This window comes from Phenylobacterium sp., from assembly GCF_036495085.1.
Classification (GTDB): domain Bacteria; phylum Pseudomonadota; class Alphaproteobacteria; order Caulobacterales; family Caulobacteraceae; genus Phenylobacterium.
The window spans coordinates 1-13,096 of the sequence record NZ_DASXNL010000005.1 but is presented as its reverse complement, the minus strand read 5'-3'; the positions used below and the strand labels follow the sequence as shown (position 1 = coordinate 13,096).

The following is a 13,096-nucleotide window of genomic DNA, read 5'->3' as shown; positions in this document are numbered from 1 at the left end:
AGGGGTAAGACCGACATCGCCCGATGTTGGACCTACGTGCGCGACGACCGACCGTTCGGCGGACCGGAGCCGCCGGCCGCGGTGTTCTACTATTCGCGCGATCGCCGCGGTGAGCATCCCATCGCCCACCTGCGGGACTGGTCCGGCGTGCTGCAGGCCGACGCCTATGGCGGCTATGGTGAGCTCTACGCCGCGACCCGCAAGCCGGCGCCGGTCCTGGAAGCCGCCTGCTGGGCGCACGCGCGGCGCAAGTTCTTCGTCCTCGCCGACGTCGAGGCCGGCGCCCGACGCAGGTCTCAGAGCAAGGCGCCGGCGGTGATCTCGCCCATGGCGCTGGAGGCCGTCCAGCGCATCGATGCGCTGTTCGAGATCGAGCGCGGCCTCAACGGCCGGAGCGCCGAGGCCCGCCAAGCGACCCGCCAAGAGCAAAGCGCCCCGCTCGTCGCCGACCTGCAGGCCTGGGTGCTCGAGCAACGCGCCAAGCTCTCGCGCGGTCACGATCTGGCCAAGGCCATGGACTACATGCTCAAGCGCTGGACCGCCTTCAGTCGCTTCCTCGACGACGGGCGGATCTGCCTCAGCAACAACGCCGCTGAGCGCGCGCTCAGGGGTATCGCACTCGGAAGAAAAGCCTGGCTCTTCGCCGGCTCTGACCGCGGCGGCGAGCGCGCCGCCTTCATGTACAGCCTGATCGTCACCGCCAAGCTCAACGACGTCGATCCGCAAGCCTGGCTGGCCGACGTCCTGGGCCGCATCGCCGAGCATCCAGCTCAGAAGCTCGACGAGCTCTTGCCCTGGAACTGGGCCCCCGTCGAAGGGCGCGCTAAAAAAGCGGCATGACCGCCTCGATCGCCCGCCTCAAGATCACCCTCGACGACGTCGCGCCAAAGGTCCTGCGCCGCGTCGAGGTCCCGGTCTTGCTGCGGCTCGATCGGCTGCATCTCGTCATCCAGGCCGCCATGGGTTGGACCGACTCACACCTCTACGAGATCCGCGCCCGCGACGTCGGCTGGGGCGAGCCCGATCCGGATGAACGCTACGACGGGCCTCTGGAAGCCAGGAAGGCTAAGCTCCTCGACCTCATCGAGGACATGGGCCTCAAGTCGTTCCGATACCTCTACGACTTCGGCGACGGATGGGAGCACACCGTCAAGATCGAGCGTCTCGGCGATCCGGCCCCCGAGGCCGTCTATCCTATGCTGCTCCACGCCGAGGGCCGTTGCCCGCCGGAGGACAGCGGCGGACCTTGGGGCTACGCCGAGCTTCTCAAGGCGGTCGCCGATCCCGAGCATGAGCGCCACGCGGAGCTGAGCGAATGGATCGGCGAGGACTTCGATCCCAACGCCATCGACGTCGAGGCCCTGACACTCAGTGTCGAACACCTCGCAAAGCAGTGGTCCCGCAAACCGGCCGTGCGCCGCAAGGCCTGATCACCCGCGGCCCTCACCGGAGGGGTACCTTCCCACATCAAGGTGGTCACAGCTGCAGCGGCTAGGGGGCCGGGTGCCCGCCAGATCAGTTGCGAGTCTTCGCGCAGGAAAGCCCAATCATTAACTATAAGTGTTGGGCATGCATTAACCGACACGGTCTTAGCCCTAATAACTACATTTCGAACTCTTTCTCACGAAGCTGAGAATCTCATTTTGGTCCTCCCTCAGGAATTTGAGGGGCGCCCCGGAAGTGTCATTCCATGTCCGTCGGATCTGTAGGCGGCGCGCCTCAATGGCAGCTGCTGCGCGAGCTCCTGGCCGCCGCAAATCAGGCGGCATCCACTTCATCGAGTTCCAGCGCGACCTCGGCCTCATCGGCCAGTTCCACAAGCAGCACAGCCACTACCGCCCTGCCCCCAGCGCCAGGGCCGATATCACCGCTGAGCAACGACTTGCTGACCCTGCTCAGCGCCCTCCAGACCGCGAACGGCTCGGACACCGCTTCGACGTCGAGCGAGTCGACCTCAGCCTCCGGTTCGACGTCCAGCACCTCGAGCGCCAGCAGTGCTTCGACAAGCTCCACCTCGAGCAGTTCAACTGTCGAGACAGCGTCGGCGGCAGTGTTGGCCGATCTACAGAACCTCACTGGAACGGGGGCCAGCCAAGGTCACCGCCATCATCACCATCACCACGGCGGCGGGACGCACGACGCTGGGAGCGCTTCGGCGGGTTCCGCACCAAGCCCGAACTCAGGGTCCAGTTTGAGCGACGTCAGCGGCTTTTCGGCGACGAATGGCCCATCGAGCGGTTCAAGCTCAGCGGCCGGCCGGGCGTTCCTGTCGGAATTGCTCAACGGGCTGCAGCAGTACGCAAACAATACGGCTAACGCGTCAACATCGTCGGTTTCTCCTGCATCGACTTCCATTACGGCTTCGATCAGTGTCACAACCTGAGGCCAACCGGCGGCTCGGCGCCTGGATAGGCCCCAGCCGTCGGGTCCGAGGGACCAGGACCTGCTGAATCGGGATCGCTAGGTCCGTAGCCGACTCTGCCGATCGTCGCGGTCTTTGAAGCGAGTGAGGCAGCCCATGACCGATCTTCCTAAAGTCGCTATCTGCTTTGCGTCGGCCGACATGGTTCACGCCGACTTCGCCCTGTCTTTGGCCGGGCTGTGCGCGTCTGCGCATCCGATTGAGACCTCAATCGTCAACGCCAAGAGCTCCATAGTCGCCGAAGCTCGCAATCGGTGCGTGGCCCTGGCGCGAGAGCACGACGCGGCTTTCCTGCTGTTCCTCGACAGTGACATGGTGTTTCCCAGAACTGCGCTGCAGCAGTTGCTCGCGCACCAAAAGCAAATCGTCGGCGCCACCTACCCCAAGCGTGTCGCGCCTCATTCGGTGCTGGGCGCGGCCCTAACAAACGGTCGGGTCGAGCACGAAGGAGCTCTGATCGAAATGCGTCACATGCCAACCGGATGCTTACTCATCGACATGACGGTCTTTGACGCCTTGGACGCTCCCAATTTTCGGTTCCTGGTCGAGGCGGAGACAGGAGCCATTATCGGGGAGGATTACGATTTCTGTGATCGCGCCCGAGCGGCGGGCTTCAGCATCTGGTGCGATTCCCGGCTTTCCTTCGAGATCGGCCACATCGGTCAAAGCGTCCACCGCATCTCGAGCTGGGAGAGCTAGAAGAGTTGCGCCACCTAGGTTGCGGGAGGCCCTTCAATCGGCTGTTCCGAGAGGGCCAGTTGCTCTTCCTCGCGCGCCGCAGGTCTTCCAAAAGAGCTGGTGTTCAGCCCCCGGGGCCTCAGAATCCGGAGAGGAATGACCCGACATTCTCCGAAAGCGCTTCGACCGCGTAGCCGCCTTCCATCACAATCAGCGTCGGCAGCCGCAGCTGTGCGATTTGCCTGGCGATGCGCGGGTAGTCGCTCGTGGCGATCCGAAAATGAGAGATTGGGTCCGCCTCATAGGTGTCTGCGCCGAAGGAGACCACAAGCAATTGCGCGTCGAACCCCGCGATCGCCTCGAGGGCAAGATCCAGGGCGTTCAGGTAGGGCGCCAGGGTCGTTTCGCGCGGGAGCGGTAGGTTCAAGGTGAACCCTTCGCCCTCTCCCGCGCCCCGCTCGTCGTGGTGTCCCCAGTAGAACGGATACTCCGTCGCCGGGTCGCCGTGAATCGACGCGAAGAATACGTCCTTCGCTTCGTAGAAGATGTCCTGGGTGCCGTTGCCGTGATGGTAATCGACGTCCAGCACAGCCACCCGCGACCTGCCCGCGAGCGTCGCCGCGCGGGCGGCTATCGCGGCGTTGTTAAGATAGCAGTAGCCGCCCAGGTAGTCCGGACCCGCGTGATGTCCAGGCGGGCGACAGAGCGCGAAAGCGGTCCGCACGCTTCCGGAGAGCAGTGGCTGGATGGCGGTGACCGCTGTCTGGGCTCCCCAGTAGGCCGCCGCCCAAGTGCCCTCCGCAATTGGAGTTCCCGCGTCATAGCTGAAACGGCCGAGCTGGGCGTCAATTCTATCAAGTTGCAAAGGTCGGCGTTTCACGACGGGCCATGTGTAGCCGATAGCATCGCCGGACCGGCCCGAGTCCCTCCAGAGCCGCCACGCGCCTTCGAGGAAGTCCACATACTCAGGTGTGTGGACCGCAAGGATTGGCTCGCGGCCGAAATCTTCCGCCGGTCCGAATGGACCGAGCCGCTCGGCGATCACCTGGGCGCGCGCAGGACGGTCGACATGCGGTATCAGGCGCCCGTTGTGGAGCTCAACGTCCGGCGCGTGCAGGAGCTGACGCGGATCAAAGACTTTGTACAAGGAGGCCTGCACCCTTCCTGGAACCTGAACTGACTAATGCGTTCCACGTCGGGAATGCCCCGTCCGAGTACGCCGGGCGGAAAGTACAACTTCACCTTAGGGCGAAGAAGCGCTGGCGACATCCTGCGACTTGTCTCTGAGGGGCAGGCCAACTAGAGCCTTCAGGCCTTCTTCTCCGACCCTGGGACGTGAAGGGGCACGCACCGGACGCCTAGCTGAAGGTCGACTTTCGTCACTTTGTGAGGCGGAACACAGTCTATAGCGCCGCTTTTCGGAACGACGCCGCCCAAACCGCCGGCGGCCGCGGCAATGATCTGCGGTAGAGCCGCTCGCCACGCGTCCGCGCTGGCCCAGGTGGCTATGTTGACGAACGGATAGGTCGGATCGCCGACGCCGGTGTTGCGATGCAGTTCCGTGCCTTCGAAGCCTGCGATCGCCTGCAGTTTCTCCGCGGTCGCCTTGAAGCGCTCTACAAAAGCGTCAGCCTCCTCTGGCGGCACGGAAAATAGATTGACCAGCGTCAGGCTCATTGGCGGTCCCCTGAACGGCATCGCCGCAAGCCCCGCGGCTGAGCTGATATGGGTCCGAACCCGGGTCGTTCCAGTGGGGAACGGAAGCAGCTGGCCTTCTCTTCGTGTAACATCCCGTCCTGGGGCCACAGACGACCAGAGGATCCGAGGGCCATGGATTTGTGGCTGCCCTAAACTTGAGGAAAACCCGTGGCTGAACCTGGCCCTATCGCCCGCCCCCCCTCACTGGAAAAATTGGGCCTCGCCAGGGACCGGCCGCTGGTGATCGTCGACGTCGACGAGGTGCTGGGGCTGTTCATGCAAGGCTTCGGCGCCTTCCTGGCGGCGCGCGGCTACGAGTTCCGCGTCGATCGATTCGCCCTCTTTCAGAACATCTTCCAGCCGGGCGCGGCCGAGCATCTGGACCTCGTGGAGGGCCGCAAGCTGTTCGACGAGTTCTTCCGCACTGACTGCGGGACGATCGAACCTGCGCCAGGGGCCGTCGAGGCGCTCCGCAGGCTGAAGCCCAAGGCGGAGATCCTGATCCTCTCCAACGCGCCGGCGGAGGCTGAACGCCTGCGCGGTGAGTGGCTCAGGCGGCACGGCTTGCCCCACGCCCTGGTGCTCTCTTCCGGTCCGAAAGGGCCGATCACCGCTGCACTGGTCTCCCAGACCTCGGGCCGCACGGCCTTCATCGACGACCTGATACCGAACCTGGATTCGGTCGCCGACCACTCGCCGGCCACCGCCACCTTCCAGCACGTCGCGGACCTGCGGTTGCGCCCTCTGGCCCCACGCTCCGAGCGCCACCCGCGCATCGACGACTGGTCCGAGCTCGGCCGGGCCATCGAGGATGCCGTTAGCTGAGCGCCTGATCCAGGTCAGCGATCAGATCGTCGGCGTCCTCGACGCCGACCGACAGGCGGATAAAGGCATCGGAGATCCCCAATTCCTCGCGGACGTGCGGCGGGATCGAGGCGTGGGTCATGATCGCCGGATGTTCAATCAGGCTTTCGACGCCGCCAAGGCTTTCGGCCAAGGTGAAGAGCTCGGTCCGCTCCAGCATCCGCAAGGCGCCTTGCAGGTCGCGATCCAGCACGACGCTGATCATGCCGCCAAATCCGTGCATCTGGCGCTTGGCCAGCTCGTGCTGCGGGTGGCTCGCAAGGCCCGGGTAGATCACCTTGCGCACCCCGGGATGGGCTTCCAGCCACTTGGCGATGATCATCGCGTTGGCGCAGTGGCGTTCCATGCGTAGCGCGAGGGTCTTTACGCCCCTGAGCGCCAGGAAGCTGTCGAACGGCCCGGCCACCGAGCCTACGGCGTTCTGTAGGAAGGTGAGCTGGTCGGCGACCTCGCCCTCCGCTCCGGCCACCACAACACCGCCGACCACGTCGGAGTGGCCGTTGAGATATTTGGTGGTCGAGTGCATCACCATGTCGAAGCCGTGCTCGAGCGGCCGCTGGCAGTAGGGGCTGGCGAAGGTGTTGTCGGCGGCGATCCAGACCCCGCGCTTCTTGGCCAGCGCGGCCAGGGCGTCGAGGTCGGCCAGCCGAAGCATCGGATTGGTTGGCGTCTCGACCCAGACGAGCCTGGTCTTGGGCGTCATCGCAGCTTCCACCGCCGCCACGTCGGCAAGGTCCACAAAGCTGAAGTTCAGCCCTGCGGAGCGGCGGCGCACCCTGTCGAACAGTCTGAATGAGCCGCCATACAGGTCCGACGAAGCGATGACGTGGTCGCCGGCATCGAGCAGTTCGAGGATTGTCGAGATCGCCGCCAAGCCGCTGGAGAAGGCGTAGCCACGCACCCCGCTCTCCAGATCAGCCAACGCCCGCTCAAAGGCGAAGCGGGTCGGGTTCTGGCTGCGCGAATACTCGAACCCCTTGTGCTGCCCCGGGCTCTCCTGGGCGTAGGTCGAGGTGGCGTAGATCGGCACCATCACCGCCCCGGTGGTCGGGTCCGTCTGCTGGCCCCCGTGGATCGCGCGCGTTTCGAACGCCAGCCGATTGGGACGGTCGCTCATGGTGTCTCCGGAATTTGCGGCTCTAGGACCGGCGCAGGTGATTGATAAGGTCGACGCGGGTGATCAGGCCGACGAATTCGCGACCCTCAAGGATGATAGCCACCTCGTCGCGTTCGAAGATGGGGATCAGCTCATCAAGTGGTTCGCTGGCCTGCAGAGTGTTGAGCTTGGCGACCATGGCCGTCGCCACACGATTTCCGAACCGCTCGGGACCACCTTCGACGGCCGCCAGCAGATCGCTCTCGTCCAACAGGCCGATCAGGCGGCCGTCATCGAGAACCGGCAACTGACTGACATCGGCGGTGCGCATCCGCTTGTAGGCGGTGTCGAGGGTGTCATCTGGAGCGACGGTCTCAGCGCCGCCCTGCTGGGCGTTGCGCGCGACGAGATCGCGCAGCGCGCCAGTGATCTTCCGTTCTGTGAGGCCCTGATCGGCGAGCCAATGGTCGTTGAAGACCTTGGAAAGGTACTTGTTGCCGCTGTCGCAGACGAAGGTGACGACGCGCTTGGGCTCGGTTTGGGCCCGGCAGTAGCGGAGCGCCGCCGCGAGCAGGGTTCCCGACGAAGACCCGCCAAGCACGCCTGCTTTTGACAACAGGTCACGGGCCGCTTGCACGCTTTCGCGGTCGGTGACGGCATAGGCGTCGCCCTTTTTCACCAGCGAAAGGTCGCAGTTGTCCGGCACGAAGTCCTCGCCGATGCCCTCGACGATCCAGGATCCGGCCTCAACCTTTTCGTTGCGGTTGATCAGCGGCTCCAGCACCGAGCCCACTGGATCGGCCAGAACCATTTCCGTCTTCGGGCTGACCTTTCGGAAAAAGCGGCCGAGCCCGGTCAGGGTGCCCCCCGAGCCGACGCCCACGACGACGGCATCGATGTCGCCGTCCAGCTGTTCGAAGAGCTCCGGGCCGGTGAAGGTCTCATGCGCCTGCGGATTCGCCGGATTGGAGAACTGGTTCATGTAGACCGCGCCCGGCGTGTCGTCGGCCAGACGCTGAGCTATGTCCTGATAGTAGTCCGGATGGCCCTTGCCGACGTCGCTGCGGGTGATCCGCACGTCGACGCCGAGGCCACGCAGGTGCTGGATCTTCTCGCGGGCCATTTTGTCCGGCACCACGAGGACGAGGCGATAGCCCTTGAGAATACCCACCTGGGCCAGGCCGAGGCCGGTGTTGCCGGCCGTCGCCTCGATGATCACCCCGCCGGGCTTCAGGCGGCCGTCGGCTTCGGCCGCCTCGATCATGGTCCTGGCGATGCGATCCTTGATGGAGCCTCCGGGATTGGCGCTCTCCAGCTTGGTGAAAAGCCGACACGGGCCGCAGTCGAACATGCCGGTCAGTTCAAGGACCGGGGTGTGGCCGATCAAGTCCAGGGCCGATGTGACGGGCGCCGGCGCGGCCTGAGACGCGGGAGAAGCCTTGGCGGCGACGATCATGGTTCAGCCGACTCCGTTCGCCCCCCATCAGGTACCCCACTCGAGAGTAACGCAACATGTTGCTCGCGGATGCCTGAGCCCCGCGATGGCGAGGCCCCGGCGCGGCCGTCACGGCACGGTCATGTCCGAGATTGCCCGTCCTCGGGTGAAACCCTCCCGCACCGGCCGCAGCCACGGCCATTTCAAAGGCTTCGCCCAGGTCGCCGGTGGCGCAAAACGTAGCGGCGATGCTACCAGCTCGGCAGCATGGTCGATCTCATCCGCATCTGGCTCGAAACCGACAACCAGCCCGCCTTCCGAAGCGCGGGCTGGGCCTATGTGCTGGCCGAGGGACGCGCGATCTCAGGCGCGGCCGGCGGCGAGCGGACCATCTCGGCGGACAGAGCAGCTCTGGCCGGGCTCGTGGACGCCCTGAGGGCCGCTCCTTCCGGCGCCAACGTCGAGGTTCGAAGCTCCGCGGCGGCGGTGGCCTCGATCCAGCGCCGACTGATCGCGGCCTCCGACGCCGCCCCGACCGAGGATCTGGAGCTCTGGGCGCAAATCCTCACCGCGCTCAAGTCCCGAACGGTGCGCTTTACCGCCGCCGCGCCGGCGCCGCGAACGCCGACGGCCTTCGCCGCGGCCTGGGCTGAGCTGGGGCGGAACAAGGCCAAGACCGCCGGCGCCTTCCGCTCGGCGATCCCAAAGCCCAACCTGGCCAAGGCAGGGGTCCCGGCCTAGCGGCCTACCAGATCCGCACCCGCTGATCGGGCGCCAGATAGAGCTTGTCGCCGGCTTTCACGTCAAAGGCTGGATACCAGGCATCCATATTGCGAACCGTGGCGGCGCGGAACTCAGCCGGCGCATGGCCGTCGGTGATCGCGCGCTGGCGGGCCGTGGCCTCGCGGACCTTGGTGCGCCAGTTTTGCGCAAAGGCGAGGAAGAACTGCTGGTCGCCGGTAAAGCCCTGCTGGCTAGGGCCCTCCTTGCCGCCGTTGGCCAGCCGATAGGCGTCGTAGGCCGCGTTCAGCCCCGCGATGTCGGCGATGTTCTCGCTCAGCATCTGTTCGCCGTTGAGGGTGATGTCCGGGAACGGATGATACTGGCTGAACTGCACCGCCAGCGCGTGGCCGGCGGCTTGGAAGTGCGCCAGGTCGGCAGGCGTCCACCAATTCCTCAGTCGCCCGTCGGCATCGAACTGCGCGCCCTGGTCGTCGAAGCTGTGACTGATCTCGTGACCGATCGTGGCGCCCGTCGCACCCAGGTTGAGCGATGCCGGATTGGCGGGATTGAAATTCGGCGCCTGCAGGATCGCCGCCGGGAAGTTCAGGGCGTTGCGCACTGGCAGATTGACGGCGTTGACCGTCTGCGGGGTCATCGACCACTCGCCGCGGTCCACCGGGTGGCCGAACTTGGCGAGGTTGCGGTGGTACTCGAAGAGTTCGGCGCGCTCGAGGTTGCCGAGCGCATCGCCGGAGACGACGCGCAGCCCCGAATAGTCGATCCAGTGGTCGGGATAGCCCACGCCAACCTTCAGTGTCGCCAGCTTGCGCTTGGCTTCAGCCTTGGTGGCCGGCGCCATCCAGTCGAGCTTGTCGATCCGCACACGGAAGGCCGCGATGAGGTCCTTCACCATGGCCTCGACCTTGGCCTTGGACTCGGCCGGAAAATATTCGGCCACGTAGAGCTTGCCGACGGCATCGCCGAGCGCGGCGTTGGTGGCGTTCACCGCGCGCTTCCAGCGCACCTGCTGCTGCGGCGTGCCTGTGAGCGTCGTGCCGTAGAAGGCGAAGCGCTCGTCGGCAAAGGCCTTGGGCAGGAGGTTCGAGTAGCGGTCAATGAGGCGGAAGGTCAGATATTCCTTCCAGGTCGATACGGGTTCGGCCGCGACGAGCGCCGCCTCGCCTGTCGTCGCCTTCGGGTGCCAGACGATGAACTTCGGCTGCTTGTCGAGGCCCGCGGCGGCGAAATAAGCCGTCCAGTCGAGGCCCGGCGCCTTCTTGGCGAAGTCGGCCATCACCCACGGATTATTCGCCTTCAGGACATCCTCCGACTCTGCGCGCGGCGCGTGGACCTGAGCGATCTTGGTCTCGAGATCGAAGATCCGCTGCGCCTTGCCCTCGGCGTCGGCGATCCCGGCCAGGGTCAGGATCTTGGCGATATGCGCCTTGTAGGCCGCGCGGACAGCGACCATGTGCGCGTTCGGCGAGACGTAGAAGTCGCGGTCCGGCATGCCGAGCCCGCCCTGCAGCAGGTAAGGGGCATACCGCTTCGGATCATTGAGGTCCTGCTCGACCCACAGGCCAAACAGGCGGTCGGTGTCAAAATTCGTGGAATTCAGCGCATCGACGTCGGCGCGCAGTTCGCGACCGAACTCGGCGGCCAGACCCTTCTTGTCCTGAATCGCGGCGATCCGATCGAGCGTCGGCCGCAGCGGCTTTAAGCCAAGCTGTTCGATCTTCGCTTCGTCGAGGTAGGTCGAGAAATAATCGGCGATCTTGCGCTCTTGCGTCCCTGCGGCAGCGTCGGCGGCGGACTTGATCAGGTCGGCGACCCGCGCCGTGGTCAACTCCACGAGCATGGCGCTCGTGCCCCAGCCGGCACGGTCCGGCGGGATCTCTGTCGCGGCCATCCAACCGCCGTTCGCAAAGGCGAAGAAGTCGTCGCCGGGTTTCACGTTGCGGTCCATGCCGGACAGGTCGAGGCCGGCGGGATGGTCGTTGACGAGAGAGAAGGCCGAAACCGGCTGGGCGGCCGCGGGGCCCGCAAGGATCATGAACGCGACGAGGGCCGCCACAGAGGTGTGCTTCATGGCCGCGCAACCTACCGACTGCCCACGTCATGTCCATGGCAAGACGGCGCCCCAAAGACGCCTTTTCAGGCAAGTCTCGACCCCTGGGCGCGGGATCAACGCGCGGCTGAGGCGACTGCGCACCGAAGGGGCACGTCCACTGCGGCACGGGCCGACGAATCGTGGCGACGACGCGTCCACACCGATTTTCCCCGGGGCGCGAACGGCATGATCGGCCCCCTCCCACGAGGTGGAACAAATCAGGTATGACTCTCTCCATGATCCGGATCGGCGTGGACTTCGGCGGGACCAAGATCGAAGCGGCCGCGCTGGATGCGCAGGGCGCCTTTCAAGCGCGTGTGCGCGCATCGTCGCCCGGCAGCTACGAGGCAAGCCTTGAGACCGTGCGCGACTTGGTGGAGCAGGCAGAGCGCGAAGCCGGCGTCGGCGGCTCAAGCGTCGGGATCGGCATCCCGGGATCCCCCTCGCCTGCCACCGGCCTGATCCGCAACGCCAACACGACCCACCTTAACGACCGGCCGCTGCAGGCGGACCTGGAACGGGTGCTGGGCCGGCCGGTGCGGTTGGCCAACGACGCCAACTGCTTTGCGCTCTCCGAGGCGATCGACGGGGCGGGCGCTGACAGCGATGTCGTGTTCGGCGTGATCATCGGCACGGGGTGCGGGGCCGGGGTGACGGCAGGCCGGCGCGTGCTGGCGGGCAGGAACGCCATCGCCGGGGAGTGGGGCCACACGCCCCTGCCCTGGCCGATGCCCGATGAACTGCCCGGGCCAGAGTGCTTCTGCGGCCGGCGCAATTGCCTGGAGCTGTGGATCTCCGGCCCCGGCTTCGCCGCCGACCACGGGAACGGCGTCGACGCCGCGGCGATCGCCATGGCCGCCGGCCAAGGCGATGTCCGGGCCGCGGCCTCGCTCGAGCGCTATATCGACCGACTGGCGCGCGGCCTGGCGGTGATCGCCGACATTCTCGACCCGGATGTGATCGTGCTCGGTGGGGGCATGTCCAACGTCGGGGCGCTCTACGATCACCTTCCCGCAACCGTCGGCAGCTACGCCTTCTCCGAGGTGTTCACGACGCCGATCCGCAAGGCTGCGCACGGCGACTCCTCCGGGGTGCGTGGAGCAGCCTGGCTTTGGCCGCTCGAGCCGAGGCCATGAAGGCGTTCTGCCGTGACTGCTTCTGGCAGGGCGCGCAGGCGCTGAACCGCTGCCCGGCATGCGGCTCGCCCCGTATTGTCGCACATGAGGACCTGGCGAGCCTCTCCATCGCCCACATGGACTGCGACGCCTTCTATGCCTCGGTCGAGAAGCGCGACCGCCCGCAGCTACGCGATCAGGCGGTGATCGTCGGCGGCGGCAAGCGCGGCGTGGTCACCACCTGCTGCTACATCGCCCGCATTTCGGGCGTGCGCTCGGCCATGCCAATGTTCAAGGCGCTGAAGCTGTGCCCCGAGGCGACGGTGATCAAGCCGGACTTCTCCAAGTACCGCGCCGAGAGCCGGCGCATCATGGACAAGCTCGGCGCCCTGACGCCGCTGGTGCAGCCCCTGTCGCTGGACGAGGCCTGGCTCGACCTGAACGGCTGCGAGCGCCTGCACGGCGGCCCGGCGGCCTGGGTGCTGGCGAGGGCGCAGGGGGAGATCGAGCGTGAGGTCGGCATCACCGTCTCCGTGGGCCTGGCGCCCAACAAGTTCCTGGCCAAGATCGCCTCGGACCTCGACAAGCCGCGCGGCTTTTCGGTGATCGGCGCGGCGGAGGCCCGCACCTTCCTGGCGGGCAAGCCGGTGGCGATCCTGCCGGGCGTCGGCCCGGCCATGGTGCGCTCGCTGGAGGCGCACGGCCTGCGCACCGTCGGCGACATCGCCCGCACCGAGCCCCGCGTCCTGGCCGACCGCTTCGGCGCCCACGGCCTGCGCCTGGCCCAGCTGTCCCAGGGCCAGGACGCCCGCGCGGTCGATCCGGACCAGGACCGCAAGAGCGTCAGCGCCGAGACCACCTTCGACGAGGACTACGCCGATCTGCCGTCGCTGGAGGACCGCCTCTGGCCCCTGTGCGAGAAGGTGGCGCGCATCTGCCGCCGCGACGGCATCGC

13 protein-coding genes are annotated in these 13,096 nt (G+C 66.2%); 7 read left to right on the top strand and 6 right to left on the bottom strand.

Annotation, left to right across the window (positions count from 1 at the left end; translation table 11 throughout):
* Positions 1 to 840, top strand: an 840-nt coding sequence (tnpC, locus tag VGI62_RS00560; protein WP_331502433.1) for an IS66 family transposase, incomplete at its 5' end; no start/stop codon positions are given.
* On the top strand, positions 837 to 1,430 hold the full coding sequence (locus tag VGI62_RS00555; protein WP_331502432.1) for a plasmid pRiA4b ORF-3 family protein: 594 nt from the start codon (positions 837 to 839) through the stop codon (positions 1,428 to 1,430). The genes tnpC and VGI62_RS00555, both read left to right, overlap by 4 nt.
* 328 nt (positions 1,431 to 1,758) lie before the next feature.
* Here the strand turns inward: VGI62_RS00555 and VGI62_RS00550 are convergent, their stop codons facing one another.
* The gene (locus tag VGI62_RS00550; RefSeq protein WP_331502431.1) at positions 1,759 to 2,076 is read right to left on the bottom strand and encodes a hypothetical protein; all 318 of its coding nucleotides are present in this window, start codon (positions 2,074 to 2,076) and stop codon (positions 1,759 to 1,761) included.
* 430 nt (positions 2,077 to 2,506) lie between these two features.
* Here VGI62_RS00550 and VGI62_RS00545 point away from each other — a divergent pair, with 430 nt between their 5' ends.
* Positions 2,507 to 3,121: a hypothetical protein gene (locus VGI62_RS00545; RefSeq protein WP_331502430.1), complete on the top strand. Its 615-nt coding sequence runs from the start codon at positions 2,507 to 2,509 to the stop codon at positions 3,119 to 3,121.
* A gap of 118 nt (positions 3,122 to 3,239) precedes the next feature.
* On the opposite strand, the gene VGI62_RS00540 is transcribed toward VGI62_RS00545, so the two are convergent.
* Complete coding sequence (locus VGI62_RS00540) at positions 3,240 to 4,247, bottom strand: histone deacetylase family protein (RefSeq protein WP_331502429.1); 1,008 nt, start codon at positions 4,245 to 4,247, stop codon at positions 3,240 to 3,242.
* A 161-nt stretch (positions 4,248 to 4,408) separates the two neighbouring features.
* Positions 4,409 to 4,777, bottom strand: a complete 369-nt coding sequence (locus VGI62_RS00535) for an antibiotic biosynthesis monooxygenase family protein (RefSeq protein ID WP_331502428.1) — start codon at positions 4,775 to 4,777, stop codon at positions 4,409 to 4,411.
* Between the two features lie 189 nt (positions 4,778 to 4,966).
* Between VGI62_RS00535 and VGI62_RS00530 the strand changes: the two genes are divergently transcribed.
* Positions 4,967 to 5,623, top strand: a complete 657-nt coding sequence (locus tag VGI62_RS00530) for a hypothetical protein (RefSeq protein WP_331502427.1) — start codon at positions 4,967 to 4,969, stop codon at positions 5,621 to 5,623.
* Here VGI62_RS00530 and VGI62_RS00525 read toward each other — a convergent pair.
* Together VGI62_RS00525 and VGI62_RS00520 are read right to left on the bottom strand one after the other, a co-directional pair.
* A complete protein-coding gene (locus VGI62_RS00525) occupies positions 5,616 to 6,779 on the bottom strand; it encodes a cystathionine gamma-synthase (protein ID WP_331502426.1) in 1,164 nt (387 codons plus the stop codon). The genes VGI62_RS00530 and VGI62_RS00525 overlap by 8 nt on opposite strands.
* 22 nt (positions 6,780 to 6,801) lie before the next feature.
* Positions 6,802 to 8,214, bottom strand: a complete 1,413-nt coding sequence (locus tag VGI62_RS00520) for a pyridoxal-phosphate dependent enzyme (protein WP_331502425.1) — start codon at positions 8,212 to 8,214, stop codon at positions 6,802 to 6,804.
* Between the two features lie 246 nt (positions 8,215 to 8,460).
* Here VGI62_RS00520 and VGI62_RS00515 point away from each other — a divergent pair, with 246 nt between their 5' ends.
* On the top strand, positions 8,461 to 8,934 hold the full coding sequence (locus VGI62_RS00515) for a ribonuclease H (protein WP_331502424.1): 474 nt from the start codon (positions 8,461 to 8,463) through the stop codon (positions 8,932 to 8,934).
* Between the two features lie 4 nt (positions 8,935 to 8,938).
* Here the strand turns inward: VGI62_RS00515 and VGI62_RS00510 are convergent, their stop codons facing one another.
* On the bottom strand, positions 8,939 to 11,005 hold the full coding sequence (locus VGI62_RS00510; RefSeq protein WP_331502423.1) for a M13 family metallopeptidase: 2,067 nt from the start codon (positions 11,003 to 11,005) through the stop codon (positions 8,939 to 8,941).
* A 257-nt stretch (positions 11,006 to 11,262) separates the two neighbouring features.
* Between VGI62_RS00510 and VGI62_RS00505 the strand changes: the two genes are divergently transcribed.
* Together VGI62_RS00505 and VGI62_RS00500 are read left to right on the top strand one after the other, a co-directional pair.
* Positions 11,263 to 12,162 carry an ROK family protein gene (locus VGI62_RS00505; RefSeq protein WP_331502434.1) on the top strand — a complete coding sequence of 300 codons (900 nt, stop codon included), beginning with the start codon at positions 11,263 to 11,265 and terminating at the stop codon, positions 12,160 to 12,162.
* A partial coding sequence (locus VGI62_RS00500; protein ID WP_331502422.1) for a DNA polymerase IV occupies positions 12,159 to 13,096 on the top strand: 938 nt, incomplete at its 3' end. The genes VGI62_RS00505 and VGI62_RS00500, both read left to right, overlap by 4 nt.